At 68.5% G+C, this 22,228-nt stretch carries 20 protein-coding genes; 5 read left to right on the top strand and 15 right to left on the bottom strand.

The genetic code is table 11. From position 1 onward, the window contains the following. Window positions 1–16 precede the first annotated feature (16 nt). The 5 genes from ACTWQN_RS10900 to ACTWQN_RS10880 form a co-directional block, all read right to left on the bottom strand. The gene (locus tag ACTWQN_RS10900) at window positions 17–1,048 is read right to left on the bottom strand and encodes an enoyl-CoA hydratase/isomerase family protein (RefSeq protein WP_443203274.1); all 1,032 of its coding nucleotides are present in this window, start codon (window positions 1,046–1,048) and stop codon (window positions 17–19) included. 116 nt (window positions 1,049–1,164) lie between these two features. Beyond that, on the bottom strand, window positions 1,165–2,334 hold the full coding sequence (locus ACTWQN_RS10895; RefSeq protein ID WP_443203273.1) for an isobutyryl-CoA dehydrogenase: 1,170 nt from the start codon (window positions 2,332–2,334) through the stop codon (window positions 1,165–1,167). A gap of 71 nt (window positions 2,335–2,405) precedes the next feature. Then, entirely contained in the window at window positions 2,406–3,905 is a 1,500-nt protein-coding gene (locus ACTWQN_RS10890) for a CoA-acylating methylmalonate-semialdehyde dehydrogenase (RefSeq protein WP_443203272.1), read from the bottom strand. A gap of 177 nt (window positions 3,906–4,082) precedes the next feature. Further along, entirely contained in the window at window positions 4,083–5,171 is a 1,089-nt protein-coding gene (locus ACTWQN_RS10885; protein WP_443203271.1) for a mandelate racemase/muconate lactonizing enzyme family protein, read from the bottom strand. Further along, the gene (locus tag ACTWQN_RS10880) at window positions 5,168–6,490 is read right to left on the bottom strand and encodes an MFS transporter (RefSeq protein WP_443203270.1); all 1,323 of its coding nucleotides are present in this window, start codon (window positions 6,488–6,490) and stop codon (window positions 5,168–5,170) included. The genes ACTWQN_RS10885 and ACTWQN_RS10880 overlap by 4 nt, the downstream gene beginning before the upstream one ends. A gap of 216 nt (window positions 6,491–6,706) precedes the next feature. Here ACTWQN_RS10880 and ACTWQN_RS10875 point away from each other — a divergent pair, with 216 nt between their 5' ends. Then, window positions 6,707–7,357 carry a GntR family transcriptional regulator gene (locus tag ACTWQN_RS10875; RefSeq protein WP_443203269.1) on the top strand — a complete coding sequence of 217 codons (651 nt, stop codon included), beginning with the start codon at window positions 6,707–6,709 and terminating at the stop codon, window positions 7,355–7,357. 13 nt (window positions 7,358–7,370) lie between these two features. Here the strand turns inward: ACTWQN_RS10875 and ACTWQN_RS10870 are convergent, their stop codons facing one another. Beyond that, window positions 7,371–7,808, bottom strand: a complete 438-nt coding sequence (locus tag ACTWQN_RS10870; protein WP_443203268.1) for an NUDIX domain-containing protein — start codon at window positions 7,806–7,808, stop codon at window positions 7,371–7,373. A gap of 320 nt (window positions 7,809–8,128) precedes the next feature. Next, a complete protein-coding gene (locus ACTWQN_RS10865; protein WP_443203267.1) occupies window positions 8,129–8,416 on the bottom strand; it encodes an ArsR/SmtB family transcription factor in 288 nt (95 codons plus the stop codon). Window positions 8,417–8,482: 66 nt separating this feature from the next. On the opposite strand from ACTWQN_RS10865, the gene ACTWQN_RS10860 reads away from it, so the two are divergent. Both ACTWQN_RS10860 and ACTWQN_RS10855 read left to right on the top strand, forming a co-directional pair. After that, window positions 8,483–8,920: a VOC family protein gene (locus ACTWQN_RS10860; protein ID WP_443203266.1), complete on the top strand. Its 438-nt coding sequence runs from the start codon at window positions 8,483–8,485 to the stop codon at window positions 8,918–8,920. A gap of 193 nt (window positions 8,921–9,113) precedes the next feature. Further along, window positions 9,114–9,770: a GntR family transcriptional regulator gene (locus ACTWQN_RS10855; protein ID WP_443203265.1), complete on the top strand. Its 657-nt coding sequence runs from the start codon at window positions 9,114–9,116 to the stop codon at window positions 9,768–9,770. A gap of 92 nt (window positions 9,771–9,862) precedes the next feature. On the opposite strand, the gene ACTWQN_RS10850 is transcribed toward ACTWQN_RS10855, so the two are convergent. Then, window positions 9,863–10,018, bottom strand: coding sequence for a hypothetical protein (locus ACTWQN_RS10850; protein ID WP_443203264.1), 156 nt, complete (start codon window positions 10,016–10,018; stop codon window positions 9,863–9,865). 18 nt (window positions 10,019–10,036) lie between these two features. Between ACTWQN_RS10850 and ACTWQN_RS10845 the strand changes: the two genes are divergently transcribed. After that, entirely contained in the window at window positions 10,037–11,041 is a 1,005-nt protein-coding gene (locus ACTWQN_RS10845) for a methyltransferase (protein WP_443203263.1), read from the top strand. Here ACTWQN_RS10845 and ACTWQN_RS10840 read toward each other — a convergent pair. From ACTWQN_RS10840 to aceA, 4 genes are all read right to left on the bottom strand, one after another. Beyond that, window positions 11,008–11,673, bottom strand: a complete 666-nt coding sequence (locus ACTWQN_RS10840; protein WP_443203262.1) for an MOSC domain-containing protein — start codon at window positions 11,671–11,673, stop codon at window positions 11,008–11,010. The two genes, ACTWQN_RS10845 and ACTWQN_RS10840, sit on opposite strands and share 34 nt — an antisense overlap. A gap of 186 nt (window positions 11,674–11,859) precedes the next feature. Then, window positions 11,860–12,906, bottom strand: a complete 1,047-nt coding sequence (locus ACTWQN_RS10835; RefSeq protein WP_443203261.1) for an NAD(P)H-dependent flavin oxidoreductase — start codon at window positions 12,904–12,906, stop codon at window positions 11,860–11,862. A 135-nt stretch (window positions 12,907–13,041) separates the two neighbouring features. After that, window positions 13,042–13,602 carry a Uma2 family endonuclease gene (locus ACTWQN_RS10830; protein ID WP_443203260.1) on the bottom strand — a complete coding sequence of 187 codons (561 nt, stop codon included), beginning with the start codon at window positions 13,600–13,602 and terminating at the stop codon, window positions 13,042–13,044. Between the two features lie 243 nt (window positions 13,603–13,845). Next, window positions 13,846–15,159 carry an isocitrate lyase gene (aceA, locus tag ACTWQN_RS10825; RefSeq protein WP_443203259.1) on the bottom strand — a complete coding sequence of 438 codons (1,314 nt, stop codon included), beginning with the start codon at window positions 15,157–15,159 and terminating at the stop codon, window positions 13,846–13,848. Between the two features lie 119 nt (window positions 15,160–15,278). On the opposite strand from aceA, the gene ACTWQN_RS10820 reads away from it, so the two are divergent. Further along, window positions 15,279–16,745: a helix-turn-helix domain-containing protein gene (locus tag ACTWQN_RS10820; protein ID WP_443203258.1), complete on the top strand. Its 1,467-nt coding sequence runs from the start codon at window positions 15,279–15,281 to the stop codon at window positions 16,743–16,745. Here ACTWQN_RS10820 and ACTWQN_RS10815 read toward each other — a convergent pair whose 3' ends face one another. From ACTWQN_RS10815 to lepA, 3 genes are all read right to left on the bottom strand, one after another. Next, window positions 16,746–17,630: a LysR family transcriptional regulator gene (locus tag ACTWQN_RS10815; RefSeq protein ID WP_443203257.1), complete on the bottom strand. Its 885-nt coding sequence runs from the start codon at window positions 17,628–17,630 to the stop codon at window positions 16,746–16,748. A gap of 102 nt (window positions 17,631–17,732) precedes the next feature. Next, window positions 17,733–20,081: an arylsulfatase gene (locus ACTWQN_RS10810; protein ID WP_443203256.1), complete on the bottom strand. Its 2,349-nt coding sequence runs from the start codon at window positions 20,079–20,081 to the stop codon at window positions 17,733–17,735. Between the two features lie 229 nt (window positions 20,082–20,310). Next, window positions 20,311–22,161, bottom strand: a complete 1,851-nt coding sequence (gene lepA, locus ACTWQN_RS10805) for a translation elongation factor 4 (RefSeq protein WP_443203255.1) — start codon at window positions 22,159–22,161, stop codon at window positions 20,311–20,313. Between the last annotated feature and the right edge of the window lie 67 nt (window positions 22,162–22,228).

Here is a 22,228-nt window from a genome sequence, read left to right as displayed (position 1 = left end):
GCCAAGGCCAGTGCGGTCAGAGCAGGTTCGGCTCACCCGCGACCGGTGCGAAGAACTTCTCCACCCGAGATTCATCCACATCGGACAGTTGCGACGGCGACCACTGCGGGTTGCGGTCCTTGTCCACCAGGGCCGCCCGCACGCCTTCGACGAAGTCGCCGATGCGCACGCACGCCATGGAAACCCGGAACTCCTGCGTCAAGGCCTGCTCCAGGGAGTCGAAGTCGCTGCGCAGCGACCGGAGGGTGACCTTGAGCGCCGTCGGCGACAGGCGCGCGATCGACTCGGCGGTCGCACGGGCCGCTTCCTCCGGCCGCTCGCGCAGTCGCCGCAGGATCTCTTCGACGGTGTCGGCCGAGTACGCCGCGTCGATCCACGCCTGCTGGGCGGCCAGGGGCGCATCGGGTACCGGCGCGGCGAACTTCCGCAGCACGTCGTCCACCTCGCCACCGGCCAGCGCCTCGACCAGTTCCGGCAGGTTGTCGCTGGCCACGTAGTGGTCGGCCAGCCCGCAGCGCAGCGCGTCGGCGCCGCCGATCGCCACGCCGGTCAGCGCCAGATGGGTGCCGAGCTCACCGGGCGTCCGGGAGAGCAGGTAGGTGCCGCCGACATCGGGCACGAAGCCGATGCCGACCTCGGGCATGCCGATCTTGGAGCGTTCGGTGACCACCCGGTGCGAGCCGTGCGCGGTGATGCCGACGCCGCCACCCATGCAGATGCCGTCCATGATCCCGATGACCGGCTTCGGGTACCTGGCCAGCGCCGAGTTGAGCTGGTACTCCTCCGCCCAGAACGTCGCGGGCAGCGACTCGTCCCCGACCTTGGCCGCGTCGTGCAGCGCGCGGACGTCGCCGCCCGCGCACAGCCCGCGCTCCCCCGCCCCGTCGATCAGGATCGCCTGGACGTGCTCCGCGGTGCGCCACTGCCGCACCGCCCGCGCCATCTCCCGCACCATGCCCAGCGTCAACGCGTTGAGCGCCGTGGGGCGGTTGAGCGTGATCCGTCCGAGCGATCCCTGCTCGCGGAGCAGGATCTCGGGCTCTGTCATTTGCCGACTCCTGTGTTCGAGAACGTGCGCGGATTGGCTTGCCTGCCGTAAAGCTTGCGTGCTGCCAGCTGGCGAGCTCAATCCGCACGCGTTGTTGCGCTGCCCACTCGTGTCCGTCAGATCGTCAGCAGTCCGCGGGAGATGATCAACCGCATGATCTCGTTGGTACCTTCCAGGATCTGGTGCACCCGCAGGTCGCGGACGATCTTCTCCAAGCCGTACTCGGCAAGGTATCCGTATCCACCGTGGATCTGAAGCGCCTCGTTGGCCACCGCGAATCCCACGTCGGTGGCAAGCCGCTTCGCCATCGCGCACAACCGGGTGGCCGCCGGGTCCTTGACGTCCAACGCCCATGCGGCCCGCCACAGCAGCAGCCGGGCGGCCTCCAGTTCGGTGGCCATGTCGGCGAGCTTGAACTGCAGCACCTGGAACTCGCTGAGCTTGGTGCCGAACGCGCTGCGTTCCCGCACGTAGGCCAGGCTCTTGTCGAGCGCGGCCTGCGCACCGCCCAGCGAGCAGGCCGCGATGCTCAGCCGTCCGCCGTCCAGGCCGGTCATGGCGATCCGGAAGCCGATGCCTTCGTCGCCGAGCCGCTGGTCGGCGGGTACCCGGACGCCGTCGAAGATCACCTGTCGGGTCGGCTGGGCGTTCCAGCCCATCTTCTTCTCGTTGGCGCCGAAGGACAGTCCTTCGGCGTCGCTTTCGACGACGAAGGTGGAGATGCCCTTCGAGCCCGATTCGCCGGTCCGCGCCATCACCACGTAGACGTCCGAACTGCCGGCGCCGGAGATGAACTGCTTGACCCCGGTGAGCAGGTAGTCGTCGCCGTCGCGGACCGCGCGGGTCTGCAGCGCCGCCGCGTCCGAGCCCGCGCCGGGCTCGGTGAGGCAGTAGCTGGCCAACCGCTGCATCGAGCACAGCTGCGGGAGCCAGCGGGCGCGCTGCGCGGGCGTGCCGAATCGGTCGATCATGCCCGCGCACATGTTGTGGATGGAGATGTAGGCGGCGATCGACGGGTCGCCGGTGGCCAGCGCCTCGAAGATCAGCACCGAGTCGAACCGGCTGAGCCCGCTGCCGCCGACCGACTCGTCGACGTAGACCCCGCCGATGCCGAGTTGCCCGGCGGCGCGCAGCACCTCGACCGGGAAGTACTTGGCCTGGTCCCACTCGATGGCGTGCGGGGCGAGTTGTTCGGCGGCGAATTCCCGCGCGGTCTGCTGGATGGCGAGCTGGTCTTCGGTGAGCTCGAACGGCGACACCGGACCGGCTACGGCTGCGACGGACACGTCCGCTCCCTTCCACCGCGGGTGCGCAAGCGCGTTGCGGCCCGCTTCGCACCCACGATCACGGCGTCGGATCAGTGCATCGTTGGGATGGTGAAGCTGGCGCCTTCCTTCAGCCCGGACGGCCAGCGCGAGGTGACCGTCTTGGTCTTGGTGTAGAAGCGGATCGAGTCCGGCCCGTGCTGGTTGAGATCGCCGAATCCAGAGCGCTTCCACCCGCCGAAGGTGTGATAGGCGATCGGCACCGGGATCGGCACGTTGACGCCGACCATCCCGGTGTTGACCCGGGCGACGAACTCCCGCGCCGCGTCGCCGTCGCGGGTGAAGATCGCCACTCCGTTGCCGTACTCGTTCTCGCTGGGCAGCCGAACCGCCTCGTCGTAGTCCGCGGCGCGGACCACCGACAGCACCGGTCCGAAGATCTCCTCCCGGTAGATCCGCATGTCCGGGGTGACGCGGTCGAACAGCGAAGCGCCGAGGAAGAACCCGTCCTCATGCCCGGACAACCGGAAGTCGCGGCCGTCGATCAGCAGTTCCGCCCCTTCGTCGACGCCCACTCCGATCAGGTCGCGGACCCGCTGCCAGGCCTGCTTGGTCACCAGCGGACCGAAGTCGGCGGATTCGTCGAAACTGGTCCCGATCTTGAGCCCGCGCACCCGCTCGACGAGCCTGTCGACCAGCGCGTTCGCGGTGGCCTCCCCGACCGGCACGGCCACCGAGATCGCCATGCAGCGCTCCCCGGCCGAGCCGTAGCCCGCGCCGATCAGCGCGTCGGTGGCTTGGTCGAGGTCCGCGTCGGGCATCACGATCAGGTGGTTCTTGGCGCCACCGAAGCACTGCGCGCGCTTGCCGTGCGCCGCGGCGGTCGAGTAGATGTACTCCGCGATCGCGGACGAGCCGACGAACCCGATGGCCTCGATGCGGGGCTCGGTCAGGATCGCGTCCACCGCGGTCTTGTCGCCGTTGACGACGTTGAAGATCCCCGGCGGCAGGCCTGCCTCGATGAACAGTTCGGCCAGCCGCAGCGGCACCGAGGGGTCGCGTTCGGAGGGCTTGAGCACGAAGGCGTTGCCGCAGGCGATGGCCGGGGCGGCCTTCCACAGCGGGATCATCGCCGGGAAGTTGAACGGGGTGATTCCGGCGACCACGCCCAGCGGCTGCCGCAGTGAGTACACGTCGATGCCGGTGCCGACGCTTTCGCTGTACTCGCCCTTGAGCAGGTGCGGGATGCCGACGGCGAACTCGACGACTTCCAGGCCGCGCTGGATGTCGCCCTTGGCGTCGGCGACGGTTTTGCCGTGCTCGGAGGCCAGCAGGCGGGCCAGCGAGTCCAGCTCGTCGTTGACGAGTTGGAGGAACCGCATCAGCACCCGAGCCCGCTTCTGCGGGTTCTGCGCCGCCCAGGCCGGTTGCGCCTCGGCGGCGTTGTCGACCGCCGCCGCGACCTCCTCCGCCGAGGCCAGCGGCACCCTGGCCTGCACCTGCCCGGTGTTGGGATCGAACACGTCACCGAAGGAACCCGACGTCCCCGCCACGCGCTTACCGCCGATGAAGTGCTCCAGCTCGTTGGTCATGTCGCTACGCACCTTCCGCCGAACCAGCCGGGTAATTACTCGGAAGCCAAACCTTTGGTACTCCTATCTTTCCCAGAAACCGGACCAACGCAACAGGTGCCCTACATCACAGAACCCCAACCCCACCTGTCGACTGTCAACAGAGTTATTTGACATGATCGGGTGAAGTCAGCTGGGTTATGCCACGGTTCGGTTGTCGAGGGCGTTGAGGTTCCAGTTGATGCCCAGGCCCGGTGTGGTGGGTGCGATGGCTTGCCCGTCGCGGATCGCCATTTCCGAAGACGTGACCGCGCGCAGCTGGGGGATGTGCTCGACGTACCCGCCCGCCGGAGTGGCCGCCACCAGGCTCACGTGCAGTTCCATCAAGAAGTGCGGGCAGACGGTGACGTTGTTGGCCTCCGCGAGGTGCGCGACCTTCAGCCACGGCGTGATGCCGCCGACGCGCGCGACGTCGACCTGCACGATCGACGCGGCCTGCCTGCTCAGGTAGCTCCGGAACTGCGCGATGCTGTACATCGATTCGCCAACGGCGATCGGGATGCTCGTGCCCGCCGCGAGCAGGGCGTGGCCTTCGACGTCGTCAGCGGGCATCGGCTCCTCGAACCAGCTCAGGTCGAGCGGCTCGAACAGCGCGGCGCGGCGGCGGGCTTCGCTGATCGTCAGCGACTGGTTGGCGTCGACCATGAGGTCCATGTCCGGTCCGACGGCCTCGCGAACGGCGCGCAGCCGGGCCAGGTCCTCCGCCGCCCGCGGCTTGCCCACCTTGATCTTCACCCCCGGCCAGCCCCGCGCCTGGGAGGCCAGTGCCTCGCGCACCAGGTCGTCGGTGCTCAGGTGCAGCCAGCCGCCCTCGGTGTCGTAGAGCGGGACCGCCCGTCGGAACCCGCCCGCCGCCTGCCACAGCGGTTCGTTCGCGCGCTTGGCCTTGAGATCCCACAGCGCCGTGTCGATGGCGGCGAGGGCCAGCGAGGTGATCGCCCCGGTGGTCGTGGCGCGGGTCGACGCGAACAGCTCGAACCAGAGCGCTTCGACGTTGCGGGCGTCGGCGCCGAGGAGTTTCGGCAGCAGGTGTTCGTTGAGCATGGACAGCACCGCGCGCCCACCGGTGCCGATCGTGTAGCTGTAGCCGTAACCGGTGAGCCCGTCGGCGGTGTCGAGCTGGACGAAGAGGGTCTCCTGCTTCAGGAACGCCTGCACCGCGTCGGTCCGGGGTGTCTCGACTTCGATGTCCACCAGCCGTGCGGTGGCCGCGGCGATGGTCGTCATGCTCGAACTCCTCCAGGCGTCGCGTCGGGCACGCGCAGCGGCTCGACCTCGCGGATCAGGAACAGGTAGTTGGCCGCCCCGGCGAGCGCGATGGCCCCGATGATGATCAGCGGCAGGACGAACGAGCCGGTGGTGTCGACCAGGAATCCGACCAGCAGTGGCGTGAGGATGCCCGCGAAGTTCGAGGCGAAGTTCTGCAGCCCGCCGATCGAGGCGACGTGCCGGGAGCTCGGCGCGATGTCGCTGGGCAGCGCCCAGATCCCGGTGCCGGCGATGCTCAGGCTCGCGTAGGCGAAGGAGAGCAGGGCCAGCGCCATCCACGCCTCGGGCACCAACGCGGCGAACATGATGGTCGAACCGCCCACCAAGCCGCCGATGATGACGGTCTTGCGCACCACCGTCACGCTCCGGCCCGCGGTGACGGCGCGGTCGGCCAGGTAGCCGCCGAGCCAGGCGAAGACCACCGCGCACAGCCCCGGAATCGTGCCGAAGAAGCCCAGTTCGAGCAGATCGAAGCCGCGTTCCTCGACCAGGTAGGAGGGGAAGAACGTGACGAAGAAGTAGATGGCGCTGTTGAGGCAGAAGAAGCCGATCATCATCGCCCAGACCGTTCGGTAGCGAAACAGCGATCGCCACTTGATCGCGACCGCCCGCTCGTCGTCGGTCGCTTCGGTGCGCGCCCCACCGCGCTCGATGTGGTCGAGCTCCGCGGCGTTCACGCGGGGATGCTCGCGGGGTGCGCGGTAGAGGCGCCACCAGGCCGCCGCCCAGGCGATGCCGAGGACGCCGAGCAGCAGGAACACGCCGTGCCACGAGGTCAGGGCGATGACCGCGGTGACGATCGGCAGGGCGATCAGCCCGCCGACCCGGGAACCGGAGTCCCAGATGCTGGTGGCCAGCGAGCGTTCCTGGCGCGGGAACCAGGTGGCGACCACCTTCGCGCTGGAACTCGGGGCCGGGCTTTCCCCGGCGCCCAGCAGGAACCGCACCGCGAACAGCGACCAGAACCCTCGGGTGAGCGCGGTCAGCGCGGTGAACAGCGACCACCAGAGCGCGGCGAGCGCGAACGAGCGGCGCGGACCGACCTTGTCGACGTACCAACCGGCCGCGAGCTGGCAGAAGTCGTAGGACCAGAAGAACGCGGCGAAGATCAGTCCTTGCTGCGTCGCGCTGAGCTTGAAGTCCTCGCCCATGAACGGCAGCGCGACCGCGAGGCTCGATCGGTCCAGGTAGTTGATGGCGAGGCCGAGGAAGACCAGCCCGATGATCAGCCATCGGATGTTCGATCGTCTTCCGCCGCCGACGGCGTTGCTGCCCACGAGCGCCTCCTCCGTTGGATGGAACCGGGTAGCACGGTGGGCAGGAGTGAAACAGAAATATACGATTCCATCAAGACATCTACGATATGTCCGGATGGCATGCGCTGGCCCGGTCGGGGATAGACTCTCCGGCCTGGACAAGCAGCACTGCCCACCACCTGTGCGACGGAACCACCCGGGCGAACCGACCAATCGCGATCCCCAAGGCGGACGAGCATGACGACCGGTCAGCTGGGCGACCTGACCTCCCGCGTTTACCAGCGGATCCGCGAGCAGATCCTCGATCGCTCGCTCGAACCCGGCCAGACCATCACCATCAGCGCGCTGGCCGAGTCCCTCGGGTGCTCGCACACCCCGGTGCGGGAGGCCCTGGCGACGCTGGCCACGGGCGAATTGGTGACCAAGATCCACAACCGCGGCTACCGGGTCAGCGAGCTGCCCGGCCGCCGCGCAGTCGCCGATCTTTACGACTTCCGCTTCCTGGTCGAACCGTGGGCCGCCGCGCGGGCCGCGGTGCGGGTTTCACCTACCCAGCTGCGGCAGTTGCACCGCGAACTCGACCGGTTCGCGGAATGCCTGTCGGGGGGCGAGGCACCGGCTCGCGCGCTGGCCGATCACGACGAGGCGTTCCACCGGTTGATCTTCGCCATCGCCGACAACGATCACGCCGCGAAGGCTTACGAACGCTGCCAGGTGCACCTGAACCTCTTCCGCCTGCGGCGGCCGGGCATCGAGAACCTGGAGACGCTGACCGAGCACCGGGCGATCGTCGCGGCGCTCAGCGAAGGCGATCCGAGCGCGTGTCGGGACGCGATGCACGAACACATCACCAACTCGCACGAGCGGATGCTGCCACCCGAGGCCTGATCGGATTCGGCGATCAGGACTGGAAGTACTTGTCGAGGAGGGCTTCGAGGTCCGCGCTGAGCGGGTATTCGTCAGCCGCGGCGACCCAGGCGTAGGCGTCGTGTTCGGTCAGGTGCACTTCGTCGGCCGAAGCGACGATGACAGACCAGGTGTGCTGGCGGTTGTAGGTGCCGCGTTGGGCGGTGTAGTCGAACGCGCCGAGGTATCCGGTGATCTCGGCGATCCGCATGCCGGTCTCTTCGACGACCTCGCGGTGCAGCGCGGTGTTCAGGTCTTCGCCGGGATCGACCTTGCCACCGGGGAATTCCCATTCACCGCCGCGGGAATCCGTCGCGCGCCGACGCACCAGCAGGACCTGCCCATCGACATCGATGACGGCCGCGACGATCTGCTGCTGCACACCGTCAGCGGCGTCCTGTCGGGCCAGATCGGCCACTTCGGCCAGGTGCATGTGGACCGCCCTCCCAGGCTTTGCGCCACCGTACCGCAGGACGCCGGTCCGCTCCGTCCGCGTGTGCCGGGCCGTCTTTGGTCTTGTCTTTCAAGCGGCGAAGCCCACCCTCGCAGCTCGCTCCGCCGCGGGTTCGCAGACTCTGCCCACTGACTCTGCCCACTGACTCTGCCCACTGACTCTGCCCACTGACTCTGCCCACTGACGTTCTCCGGGAGTCCTGCCACGACGTGGTCGGAACGCTGATGTCGGGGATCCCTGAGCGTCTAGGCGCTGCCACCCGCACCGCAAAGCAAAACGAGTTCAAAGACAGGCACTTGTTACTTGCCCGGATGCAGCGCCGTGGACATCCGGCGCACCACGTCCAGCGCTCGTGGGTCGAGCGAGTAGCAGATCTGCGTGCCGTTGCGGCGGGTGCGCACCAACCCCGCTTCGCGCAGCGTGCGCAGATGCCCGGAGATCGTCGGCTGGCTCACGCCGAAGTACTCGGTGAAATCGCAGGCGCAGATCTCGCCTTCCCGGCGCAGGCGCTCCAGCACGCCGAGCCGGATGGGGTGCCCCATCGCCCGGAACAGACCTGCGGCGCGCGCCAGATCGTCGTTGCCCACCTGGCCAGTATATAGGTAGTCTCCTATGCAAGGAGCATAGGGTATTTCCTATATAGGAGGGTGACGATGACGTCCGGTGTGAACGAACTGGTGCTGGAAGTCGCGGATCTGGCGGCCTCGGAGCGCTTCTACACCGAAGTGCTCGGTTTCCCGGTCATCGGCCGCTGGGAAGGCGAGCACTGGCGCAACCGCGAGGCGGTCTGGGTGTTGGCCGGTGGCACCAGGATCGGCCTGTGGAAACCGGCTCTCGGCATCGCCCGCGCCCGCGGCGGCGTGCACGTCCACTATGCACTGTCGGTGGGCGACAGCGAGTACGACGCCGTCGTCGAACGAATTCGGGCGCGTGGTGCGCAGGTCGACGAAGTGGAGTTCGGCCCGGGCAACGCGCGCTCGGCGTACGTGGCCGATCCGGACCACAACGTGGTCGAGTTCTGGACCTGGGACGTGACGCAGGGCAGCCCAGGTGCGCCGCGCGCGGTCAGCGACGGGGTCTTCGGGGTCTAAGCCGTCCACATCGGACATCGCGGGCGCGCTGCTCGATGCCCGAGGCCGGTTCTGCCGGAGGTTGACTCGTCTCAGATCGGGCTGGCCGAGCAGCCGATCTCGGAGTGCTTGTCGACTGTTGACAGCCGACAGCCGATCGTTCGTCAATGGACTAGAGTGGAAGCCCTTCGATGACCAGAGAGGCGATGAGTCGGTGTCCCTCGACGTCCCAGCTCTCTCCGGTGTCGACCGGCAGACGCTCCGCGAGCAGAGCCTGCAGAAGCTCCGCGAGGCCATCGGCAGCGGCCAGCTCGCGCCGGGCACCCGCCTGATCGAGACCGAGCTCAGCGGCGTGCTGTCGGTATCCCGCGGCACGCTGCGCGAAGCACTGCGCCACCTGGTCCAGGAGGGACTGGTCGTCGCCGATCAACGCGGCCGACTGCTGGTCCGCGTGCTCAGCCCGGCCGAGGTCGCCGACATCTTCGCGGTGCGCGGCGCGCTGGAGGCGCTCGCGGTGGAGGCGCTGTGCGCGGCGCCGGACCGGACCAAGATCGTCCGGCAGCTCCGCGAGACCAGCAACGGAGTCCGCACCACCGATCGGGCGATATCCGAGGCCGATCTGGCGTTCCACCGGCAGCTGTGCGAGCTCACCGGCAACGCGACGCTGGTGCAGTCCTGGCAGCACCTCGCCCTGCTGACCCGCGCGACGCTCGTCCGCGCGGAACAGGCGCTGCGCGACGTGGACCCGCAGCGGCACACGCCGATCATCGACGCCATCGAGGACGGCGACGCCGCCAGCGCACGGGAGGCCGTGCGCTGGCAGCTGCGGGAGACGGCCGAGCGGATCGGCTCGCTGCTCGCCGAAGGCTGACCGGTCAGGCCCGCGACGTCCCCTTGCGGGGACTGCATCCGCTCGCGGAATTTCCAGTGCGCACAACGGTTTTCGCACCGCGCTGCGACCCTTCACCACAGCGTTGCCAGCGGCGCGGGCAGTGGTGCGGTGCCCTCCGGTCGCGTTCCGGCAGCCGATGTCCACAAAGCACAACGCAGCTGGTCGAAGCCGTATTCACCGGCTGGTCCGCCCCGCCAGGAGATCGCGGCGCGCTTACTGCGCGTCACGGGCTTACCCTGCAACGCATGCCCCACGAGTCACCGGACATCTGGGCAATGGCCGACCTCGCCACGCCGTTCGCGATTCGAACCGCGGCCACGCTGCGGGTGCCCGATGTGGTCAAGGACGGTCCGATCCCGCTCGTCGAAATCGCGCACCGTTGCAAGGCCGAGGCCGATCCGCTCGGGCGGGTGCTGCGATTCCTCGTGCACCGCGGCGTGTTCACCGAGCCCGAAATGGACGTCTTCGGACCGAACGACGCCTCGAACGCGCTGTGCAGCGACGTCCCCGACGGACCGCAGCCCTGGCTGGACCTCGACGGCGCCGTCGGCCGCGCCGATCTCGCGTTCGTCGAACTCATCGAGCAGGTCCGCGGCCACCACCCCGCCTACCCGGCGGCATTCGGCCGATCCTTCTGGGAGGACCTGGCGCACAACCCGCAGCTGTCGGACTCGTTCGACTCGCTGATGGAGACCAAGTCCTACGGACTCGCGCCGCTGATCGCCGCCGCGCACGACTGGAGCGCCTACTCCCTGATCGCCGACGTCGGCGGCGGGAAGGGCGTGCTGCTCGCCGAGATCCTGGGCGCCCACCCGCAGCTGCGCGGCATCCTCGTCGACCTGCTCGGCCCGGCCCGCAACGCCGCTGAGTACCTGCGGGAACAAGGGGTTCAGGAGCGCGCGGAAGTGGTCACCGCGAGCTTCTTCGACCCGCTTCCGATCCACGCCGACGCCGCCATCGTCTGCGACGTGCTCGGCGACTGGGACGACCAAGACGCCACCCGGATCCTGGGGCACTGCGCGCAGGCGGTCGCCCCGGACGGGCGGGTGCTGATCATCGAATTGCTGCCCGACACCAGCCGGATGACGCTGTTCACCGAGATGGACCTGCGGATCATGATCTACGTCGGCGGCCGGATGCGCGACCTGGACCGCACCCAGCGGATCGCGGCGGCAGCCGGGCTGACCGTCGAGGACTTCACCCCGCTGGACAACGGTTACGCCATCATCGAGTGCCGCCCCGAACGGTAGCCGCGCACCTTGGCGGCAACGGATTCCCGCCACTTCTCCGGGAGATCCGCCAGGCCAGCGGCAACGTGCTCGGCCAGATCGGCGCGAGCACCCATGTGCAGGGCGAACACCTCGGCCACCCGCACGCCATGCCCCGGGCGGGAGAGCACCTCGACGGCGTCTCCCGGACTGATCTCCCCGGGCTCCTCCACCGCCAGGTACGCGCCGGTGCGGCCATGTTCGGTGAACTGCTTGACCAGCCCCTTGGCGTCCCAGAACCCGGCGAACACCTGGCACGGCGTGCGCGGGCCTGTCACCCGCAGCACCGCCCCGCCGATGCGCCACCGCTCACCGATCACCGCGGAACTGCTGTCGCAGCCCGCCAACGTGAGGTTCTCGCCCGCATTGCCGGGAACCAGCTCGTGACCGAGCACCTGCGACCAGTGCCGCAGTTCCTCGCTGTCGAACGCATAGGCCGCCTGGTACCAGGCGCCGTGGTGCTTCACGTCGCAGACGGTGTCACCGCGCACCCCGGTCGGTTCGAACCGCACCGGATGCTCGACGGGCCGTTTGTCGATGCCGGATCGGCCGACCCGGCCGGTCCAATCCTCGGTCCGCACCGCTGCGAGGTTCACCGCCTGAACAGTCCCCATGATCTCCAAGCTACGCGGTGACAGCAGCGCGCTTCCAGACCATCGGCGGCCCGAGAACCGGGGCCGAAGATGCCAGCCCGGCACGCGGCCCACCCGAAGTTCACTGCTTCCTCGATGCTTCCCCTCCTTCCCCGTGAATGCCGCGCGCGGCGATGTTCGGTGATCGCAGCGCGATCTCGGTGAGCGCTACAGCCGGGCGGTGGCGTGCGCCAAGGCTCGGCGCGCCTCCACCATCAGGCGGTGCACCAGTTCGGCAGCGGGCATCGGCCGCGCCTGGGCGTAGGTCTGGCCCGCCCACAGCGACAGCAGCTCCGGATCTCCTGCCTTGCCCGCAGCCGCCCGCATCGGCCTGGTCAGGTTGTTCACCTGCGGATACGCCGCTGGCGCGGCAGCGTTGTCGGCCATGAACCGGTTCACCAGCCCCCGCGCCGGGCGTCCGCTGAACGCCCTCGTCAACGCGGTTTCCCGTTGCCCGGCGGCGATTTCGGCGCGTTGGGTCGATGTCGTACCGGCCTCGTCGCACACCAGGAACGCGGTGCCCAACTGCGCCGCCACGGCACCCGCGGACAGCACCGCCGCCACGTCCGCGCCGTGCACCACCCCGCCCGCCGCGATGAGCGGCAGATCGACCTCGGCCTGGACCAGGCGGATCGCCGTCAGCAGGCCGAACAGCGGCCCACCGCCGGGCAGCTCCGCATCGTCGTGGAACACCGCGCGGTGCCCACCCGCGTCCATGCCCTGCACGCACAGCAGATCCGCCGCCAGATCCGCGGCCGCCCTCGCCTCCTGCGGTGTCGTGACCGTGATGACCACCTCCGTTCCCACCTCGTGCAGCCGCTCCACAATGGACCGGTCGGGCACCCCGAAGGTGAACGACACCACCGGGATCCGCTCGGCGACCACCAACTCCACCTTGGCCGGGTAGTTGTCGTCGTCCCAGTTCGGCGCGCCCGCCTTGGCGCCGTGCCGCGCGGCAGCCGCCTCGACCCGAGCGCCGTAGTCGGCGAGATCGAGGTCGCGCCGCGCACTCGGGACGAACAGGTTCACCCCGAACGGCTCCGAGGTGAGCGCGCGACAGGCGGCGATCTCGGCGGCCAGCGCGTCCGCCGAGAGGTTCCCGGAAGCCAGGAAGCCGAGGCCGCCCGCCGCACTCACCGCCGCGGCCAGTTCCGGTGTGGAGATGCCGCCCGCCATCGGCGCCGCGATCAACGGGATTCCTCGCTCTGCAATCATTTTTCGACGGTAATCCGGCCCCCACCGCTGCGCATCCGAGCATCGAGCCGCCACGTGAGCGACTGCGCACATCGAACCGTTCGGGCTCCGGACGATCAACGACCGCTCTGCCAGCCGCGTCAGGGGCCAGCCGCGTCAGGGGCGCAACCCGGCGATCAGGTCGGCTGGCGAGAACCTGACCGGGAATGGTCGCTGCGGCTGGAAGATCTCGTCGTCGACGACCCGCGCGATCCGCTGGTAGTCGCTACCACCGATCAACTCCCACGCCGTCACCGTCGGCACTTCGAGATCCGGATCGACCAGCCAGAAGTGCCGGGTGCCCAACCTCGCGTAGGCGGCCTTGCGCAGGCTGGCGTCGTTCAGCCGACTGCTCGGCGAGGCCACCTCGACCGCCAGCACCGGAGCCTTCGCCAGGTTCCGCAACGTGAGGTCGGCATGTCGGGCGACCAGCAGGTCCGGCAGCAGTTCGGTGAAGATGTCCTGGCGCACCGCGTACGGCGCGGTCAGCACGCGGAACTCGGCTGGACTCGCCTGGCGCAACCGGACGAACAGCTCGCCCAACGCCTCCTGGTGCGGCCAGCCCGGGGCCGGGCTCACCAGCAGCTCGCCGTCGACGAGCTCGTACCGGCGGCCGTCGTCCGGCATCGTTTCCAGGTCCTGCGCGGTGAACCGGCGGCTTCCCACGTTGATCGACATGACTCGCTCCTTCCACGCGTTGCCCGATGGTTCTCGGGTCCTCGCGAATAAAGAGGAGCGAACGGGCCGCACAGATACAGCTGACGCCGATGATCACCGGAACGTGGCAGGAAAACGTGGGCGGGAACCCGACGCCTGGGTTCCCGCCCACTCGCACCATTGCGTTTCTCCGACACCCCGCCACAGGGCCGCTGGTGCGTCTGGGGGCGATCGGCGCCGCACGCCGACCGCGGCTTCAACCGGTCAGTGGAACTGGGCCGCCTCCGTCGAACCGGCCAGCGCGGTGGTCGAGGAGTCCGGGCTCACCGCGGTGCTGATCAGGTCGAAGTAGCCGGTGCCCGCCTCGCGCTGGTGGCGAGTCGCGGTGTAGCCGTCGGCCTCCGCGGCGAACTCCCGCTCCTGGAGGTCCACATAGGACGTCATGCCGTCCGCCGCGTAGCCCTTGGCCAGGTCGAACATCGCGTAGTTCAGCGCGTGGAAACCGGCCAGCGTGATGAACTGGAACTTGTAGCCCATGTGGCCGAGTTCGCGCTGGAACTTGGCGATGGTGCTGTCGTCCAGGTTCTTCCGCCAGTTGAACGACGGCGAGCAGTTGTAGGCCAGCATCTGTTCCGGGAACTTCTCCTTGACCGCCTCGGCGAACCGGCGCGCGACGCCCAGGTCCGGGGTCGAGGTCTCCATCCAGATCAGGTCCGAGTGCGGCGCGTAGGCCAGCGCCCGGGTGATGCACGGCTCGATGCCGTTGCGCACCTTGTAGAAGCCCTCCGGGGTGCGCTCCCCGGTGGTGTACTGCTGGTCGCGCTCATCGATGTCGCTGGTCAGCAGCGTCGCGGCCTGCGCGTCGGTGCGGGCGATGACCAAGCTCGGCACCCCGGCGACGTCGGCGGCCAGCCGGGCGGCGCCCAGCGTCTTGACGTGCTGACCGGTGGGGATGAGCACCTTGCCGCCGAGGTGGCCGCACTTCTTCTCGGAGGCCAACTGGTCCTCCCAGTGCACACCCGCGGCGCCGGCGGCGATCATGCCCTTCATCAGCTCGTACGCGTTGAGCACACCGCCGAATCCGGCCTCCGCGTCGGCGACGATCGGCGCCATCCAGTGGATGGTTTCGCTCTCCCCAGCGCCGCCCTGCGGGTCCAGCGCCTCCGACCAGTTGATCTGGTCGGCGCGCTTGAGGGCGTTGTTGATCCGCCGCACGACCGCCGGGACCGAGTTGGCCGGGTACAGGCTCTGGTCGGGGTAGGTCTCGCCCGCCAGGTTGGCATCCGCGGCGACCTGCCAGCCGGAGAGGTAGATGGCCTGCAAACCGGCGCGGACCTGCTGGACCGCCTGGTTGCCGGTGAGCGCACCGAGCGAGTTGACGTAGTCGGTCTCGTGCAGCAGCCGCCACAGCCGAACGCTCCCCTGCTGGGCGATGGTGTGCTCTTCCCGCACCGAACCGCGGAGGCGGATGACGTCCTCGGCCGAGTGCGTGCGCTCGATGCCCTGCCAACGCGGGTTGGTGTCCCAATCGCGCTGGAGTTCCTCGATGGCCTGCTTCGCCTGCTCGCGGATGCTCATGATGTTCCCCTCCCCGGGATCTCCCTGCGGCCTGCTGCAACCAAGTCTTGCGCTGATCCAGCGAAACACGAGAAGAATTCCGCGATAATTTTCCAGATTTTTCTGTTATTATCAACGTCATGACGGAGTTCTCCACCGAAGAAGACCACAATTTTTCCACGGAACACGACCTTCTGGTCTTCGGTCAGCGGCTGCGGCACTTGCGCCGCACCGCCGGGCTCACCCTGGTCGAGCTGGGTGAGCGGGTCGGACGGGCGCCGTCGCAGCTGTCGCTGCTGGAGAACGGCCATCGCGAACCGAAGCTGTCGCTGCTGCGCGCGCTGGCCGACGCGCTGGGCAGCTCCGTCGACGAACTGCTGTCCAAGAAGCCGCCGAACCGACGCGCCGAACTGGAGATCGCAGTGGAGAAGGCCCAGCTCGACCCGGTCTACCAGCGGCTGGGTGTAACGCCGCTGAAGGTCGGCAAGCGCATCCCCACCGAAGCGCTGGAGCACGTCCTCGCGCTCTACGAAGAACTCAAGCGCCGCGAGACCAAGCAGGTCGCCACGCCGGAGGAAGCCCGCAAGGCCAACGCCGAGCTGCGCCGCATGATGCGCGAACACGGCAACTACTTCCCCGAGATCGAAAAGGCCGCCGCGGGCATCCTCGACCGGGTCGGCTACCACGGCGGCGCACTGTCGGAGGGACTGATCCAGTCGATCGCCACCCACCTCGGCTACGGGCTGCGGTTCGTCACCGACCTGCCCCGGTCGGTTCGGTCGGTGACCGACCTGAAGAACCGGCGGATCTTCCTGCGCCGCGAATCGCTGGGCATGCACAGTCCGCGGACCATCCTGCTGCAGACCCTCGGCCACCTGAACCTCGGCCACCGGCAGCCCCGCGACTTCGCCGACTTCCTGCGGCAGCGCGTCGAAGCCAACTACTTCGCCGCCGCGGTGCTGGTGCCGGAACAGGCCGCAGTGCCGTTCCTGCAGGAAGCGAAGACCGAACGCGACCTCGCCGTCGAGGACCTGCGCGACGTGTTCTCGGTGTCCTACGAGATGGCCGCGCACCGCTTCACCAACCTCGCCACCCAGTACCTGGACCTCGTCTGCCACTTCGTGCGCAACGACGAAACCGGCATCATCTACAAGGCCTACGAGAACGACGGACTGGTCTTCCCCAGCGACCCGACCGGCGCCATCGAGGGGCAGCGGATGTGCCGGTACTGGGCCGGGCGCCAGGTGTTCGCCTCACCGGACCGCTACTCGACCTACTACCAGTACACCGACAAGCCCGGCGCCACGCACTGGTGCGTCGCGCACGTCGACCCCAGCCGCGGCCGGGACTTCGCGATCACCCTCGGCGTGCCCTACACCGAGTCGCGGTGGTTCCGCGGGCGCGACACCAACAACCACTCCAAGTCGAAGTGCCCCAGCGGCGAGTGCTGCCAGCGGCCCCCGGCGGATCTCGCGAGCCGCTGGGAGGGCATGGTGTGGCCCTCGGCGCGGGCGCATTCGCACGTGCTCGCCGCGCTGCCCTCGGACACCTTCCCCGGCGTGGACGAGGCCGACGTGTACGCGTTCGTGGAGTCGCACCAGGGTTGATCAGCGGCGCGGTTCGGCGATGGCCTCGGCCATCCGCACGAACTCCGCTGCCGCCGGAGAAAGCGGCCCGGGACGCCAGAACAGCACGCCGCGCCTGATCACGCGCGGGCGCAGCGGCAACACGACCGCCCCACGAGCGGCGGCGTCCTGGGCCATCGACTGGGGCAGCAAGGTCGAGCCAGCGCCCGCGAGCACCAGCGGAACGACCATCGCCTGGTGCGCGGTCTCCACGGCGACCACCGGCGTCGCGCCCTTCGCACCTACCGCGTCCTCGATGACCGCGCGGGTGGCGGTGCCGCGCGGCGTGGTCACCCAGTCCAATGTGGATAGTTCGGAGCAACTCAACGTCCGCCCCCTGGTGGCGGCATCCGGCGGCAGCACGGCGAAGATCTCCCGGCCCCGCAGCACCATGCTCGCCAGGTCACCGATCTGGTGCTCCGCGTCGACCATGCCGAGCTCGCACTCCCCGGCACGCACCGCGCTGGTGACATCCGAACCCAACTCGGGATCCGAAACCGCGACCTCGACCTTCGGGTGCATCCGCAAGAAAGCACCGATCAGCTCGGCGAGCGGATCGACCGCCAGCGTCGTCTGCGCCACCACCTCCAGCCGCCCGGCGGAGAGGCCGAGCACCTGCCGCACCGAAGCCGACGCGGTGCTGAGATCACGCATCACCTGCCGCGCGGGCTCGACCAGCGCTTCCCCGGCGGGGGTCAGGGCCACCCCGTGCGGCAGCCGGTGGAACACCTTCCCGCCCAGCTCGTGCTCCAGGTTCCGGATGGCGTGCGACAGCGAAGGCTGCGCGACGTGCAGCGCCTGAGCGGCGGCCGTGAAGCTGCCGTGCTCGGCGATCGCCAAGAAGTACTCCAACTCCCGCCGCTCCATGCTCCCCCGAACCCAACTCGATCTACCCGATCGCGTGAATGGTGAAGGGCACCCTTGACCAACTTACTTGGCAAAGGGTGCCCCTCACCTGCAAAAATTCACCTAGTCGTGGGCGGTGCGGAAGGTGTGTTCGGCGACGGGGTCGGTGTGCTGGTCGTCGGCGAGGTCGACGCGCAGCCAGCGCAGGCGGCCGGTGAACGCGTTTTCGACAGCCGGGTAGTCGTCGGTCACCGGAGTTGCCCGATCCACACCGATGTCGAAGGTCTCGTCGAATGCGAAGTAGTACGGGATCGTGGCCTCGACCCGGCCCGCAGCGACCGCGACGCCGTCGACCGCCAACATCGCCGTGCCGCCCTTGCCGACACCGCCGCCGTCGTAGTCGAATCGCAGCCGCACCTCGTGCTCGCCCGGCGGCACCGGCTGCGGTGCGCGCACCCGGTGCACCGCCATCCCGAAGTAGTTGTAGGCGTAGCAGGGCCTGCCCTCGTGGAAGTAGTACGACCACCCGCCGAAGCGACCGCCCTGCGCGACCAACACCCCGTTCGCGCCGTCCTCGGGCACCTCGACCAGCGCCGTCAACGTGTGCGAGCGGTTCTTGACGTTCGGTGCGGTCTCCTCGGTCAGCCGCTTGGCACCGGCGTGGAACGTCACCGAACGCCGCTGGCCCATCAGGTCCAATCGGCCCGCCTCCAGCGGGTTCTCCCGCTCGGTCATCCGATCGTCCAGCGGCAGCACGTTGTGCTTGGCCGCCTCGACGAGGAACAGCTGCTGGAGCTCGCGCAGCTTCTCCGGATGCCGCGTCGCGAGATCGTGGGCCTGGGTCCAGTCCGCACCGGTGTCGTACAGCTCCCAGCGGTCGTCGTCGAACGAGCGGCGCACCCCGTCCTGCACCATCACCCACGGAGTGCCGTGCCGGGTCACCGCCATCCAACCGTCGCGGTAGATGCCGCGGTTGCCGACCATCTCGAAGTACTGCACCCGATGCCGATCCGGCGCATCGGGGTCGTTGAAGCTGTAGAGCATGCTGGTGCCCTCGATGGGCTGCTGAGCGACACCGTCGACCTCGACCGGATGCGGCAGGCCCGCGGCCTCCAGGATCGTCGGCACCACGTCGATCACGTGGTGGAACTGGTGGCGGACCCCGCCGTGCTCGGCGATCCCGGCCGGCCAGTGCACGATCATGCCGTCCCTGATCCCGCCGAAGTGCGAGGCGACCTGCTTCGTCCACTGGTAAGGGGTGTTCATCGCCAACGCCCAGCCGACCGGGTAGTGCGCATGCGTGGTGGCGTCGCCCAGCGCCGCGTCCTGGGAATTGATGAACTCGGCGCTGTCCGGGAAACCGCTGGCGAAGCGGTGTTCGTTGAGCGTTCCGCCCAAACCGCCCTCGGCCGAAGCGCCGTTGTCGCCCAGGATGTAGACGAACAGCGTGTTGTCCAGTTCGCCCAACTCCCGCAAGGCGTCCACGAACCGTCCAACTTGGACATCCGTGTGCTCGGCGAACCCGGCGTAGAGCTCCATCAGCGAGGCCGCGGCGCGCCGCTCGGGCTCGGTCAGCTCGTCCCAGTGCGGCACCCCTTCGGCCCACGGCGCGAGCTCCGCGTCACCTGGCACGACGCCGAGTTCCTTCTGCCGTCGCAAGGTGATCTCGCGCTGCGCGTCCCAGCCGTGGTCGAACTTCCCCCGGTACTTCTCCCGGAACTCCTTGGGCACGTGGTACGGCGCGTGCGTGGCGCCGAAGGGCAGGTAGACGAAGAACGGATTGTCCGGCTTCAGGCAGCGCTGATCGAGCACCCAGTCGACAGCCCGATCGACCAGATCTTCGGAGAGGTGGTAGCCGTCTTCCGGTTTGCGCGATGGCTCCACCGGATTCGTGCCGTCGAACAGCACGGGATACCAGTGGTTCATCTCCGCGCACAGGAAACCGTAGAACTTGTCGAACCCCTCACCCGTCGGCCACCGGTCGAACGGGCCGACCGCACTGACATCGCGCGCCGGGGTCTGGTGCCACTTGCCGAACGCGGCCGTGCTGTAGCCGTTGCCCTGCAAGATCTGGCCGATCGTCGCGGCGCTGCGTGGCCGGATGCCGCAGTAGCCGGGCGCCGCACTGGCCATCTCGGTGGTGACACCCATCCCGACCGAATGATGATTTCGACCGGTCAGCAGGGCCTGCCGGGTCGGCGAGCAGATCGCCGTGACGTGAAACCGGCTGTAGCGCAGGCCCTCATCGGCCAGCAGATCGGCGGTCGGCATCTCGCACGGCCCGCCGTACGCGCTCGACGCGCCGAAACCCATGTCGTCGATGAGCACCACGACCACGTTCGGCGCGCCGTCCGGTGGGCGCAGCGGCTGCCGGGGTTGAAAGGCCGGGTGTTGATCACGGACGTCGAGCGCGGTCGCGGATGGCGGCTCGGGGTCCGGAATTGGCAACCGATCACGCGCCACGCTCACCATCGACCTCCCGCGAAAACGTTTCTACACACCGCATTCGGCGGTGCACCTACGGAATCAACGCGTAACGCTGTCGACGGCGAATGCTAGTCTGCGCCGGGTCGGGACACGGGCTTCCCCAATATGTCCCACACCACAATTCGGCGCCTTCATGCCTGGTCAGAGCCCCATGAACACAGGTAAGACCAGTTCTCGATGCAGTCCATAGACAACGCCTATTCCCGGCGCGGAGCTACTTCTTGCTCTTGGCTTTGTCGTCCTTGGACTCGTCGGTGGACAGCGCGGCGACGAAGGCTTCCTGCGGGACCTCGACGCGACCGATGGTCTTCATCCGCTTCTTGCCCTCCTTCTGCTTCTCCAGCAGCTTGCGCTTCCGGCTGATGTCACCGCCGTAGCACTTGGCGAGCACGTCCTTGCGCATCGCGCGGATCGTCTCGCGCGCGATGATCCGCGATCCGATCGCCGCCTGGATCGGCACCTCGAACTGCTGCCGCGGAATCAGCTCGCGCAGTTTCGAAGCCATCTTCGTGCCGTAGGCGTAGGCCGCGTCGCGGTGCACGATCGCGCTGAACGCGTCCACCGGCTCACCCTGCAGCAGGATGTCGACCTTGACCAGGTTGGACACCTGCGTGCCGGACTCCTCGTAGTCCATCGAGGCGTAGCCGCGGGTCCGGGACTTGAGCTGGTCGAAGAAGTCGAACACGATCTCCGCCAGCGGCAGCGAATAGCGCAGCTCGACCCGGCTCTCCGACAGGTAGTCCATGCCGGAGAGCTGCCCGCGTCGGCTCTGGCACAGCTCCATGATCGTGCCCACGAACTCCGACGGTGCGATGATGGTGCACTTGGCGACCGGCTCGAAGACGTCCTTGATCTTGCCCTCTGGCCAGTCCGACGGGTTGGTGACCACCAGTTCCGCGCCGTCCTCCATCTCCACGTGGTAGACGACGTTCGGCGCCGTGGAGATCAGGTTCAGGTTGAACTCCCGCTCCAACCGGTCGCGGGTGATCTCCAGGTGCAGCAACCCGAGGAAGCCGCAGCGGAACCCGAAGCCCAACGCGCCCGAGGTCTCCGGCTCGTAGGCCAGTGCCGCATCGTTGAGCTGCAACCTGTCCAGCGCCTCGCGCAGCAGCGGGTAGTCGGTGCCGTCCATCGGGTAAAGCCCCGAATACACCATCGGCTTCGGCTCGCGGTAGCCGCTGAGCGGCTGGACTGCGCCCTTGCGCTCGGCGGTGATCGTGTCGCCGACCTTGGACTGCCGGACGTCCTTCACACCGGTGATCAGGTAGCCGACCTCGCCGACCCCGAGTCCGGCCGAAGGCTTGGGCTCCGGCGAGATGATGCCGACTTCCAGCAGCTCGTGGGTGGCACCGGTGGACATCATCCGGATCCGCTGCCGAGGGGTGATCTTGCCGTCGACCACCCGGATGTAGGTGACCACGCCGCGGTAGGTGTCGTAGACCGAGTCGAAGATCATCGCGCGGGGCGGCGCATCGGTATCCCCCTCGGGAGCAGGGATCTGCCGCACCACCTCGTCGAGCACCGTGCCGACGCCCTCACCGGTCTTGGCCGACACGCGCAGCACGTCCTCCGGCTCGCAGCCGATGATGTGCGCCAGCTCGGCGGCGTACCGGTCCGGCTCGGCCGCGGGCAGGTCGATCTTGTTGAGCACCGGGATGATCTGCAGGTCGTGCTCCATCGCGAGGTACAGGTTCGCCAACGTCTGCGCCTCGATGCCCTGTGCCGCGTCGACCAGCAGCACCGCGCCCTCGCAGGCGGCCAGCGAGCGGCTGACCTCGTAGGTGAAGTCGACGTGACCAGGGGTGTCGATCATGTGCAGGACGTGGTCAACGCCGTCGGAGGTCCACGGCAGGCGCACGTTCTGCGCCTTGATCGTGATGCCGCGCTCCCGCTCGATGTCCATCCGGTCGAGGTACTGGGCCCGGTACGCGCGTTCCTCCAGCACGCCGGTCAACTGCAGCATGCGGTCGGCCAGCGTGGACTTGCCGTGGTCGATGTGCGCGATGATGCAGAAGTTCCGGATTCGCTCCGGGGGCGTGAACGTGGTGTCGGCGAAACTGCTCACTCAGTGTTCCTCGCGGGATGTCGACTGGTGCGGGGGTTCACTCCATCGTCCCATGACACGCCGGGTA

This window comes from Saccharopolyspora antiqui (assembly GCF_052246905.1).
GTDB lineage: Bacteria > Actinomycetota > Actinomycetes > Mycobacteriales > Pseudonocardiaceae > Saccharopolyspora.
Note: the sequence above shows the minus strand (reverse complement) of the source record. Positions and strands in the feature narration are given on the sequence as shown.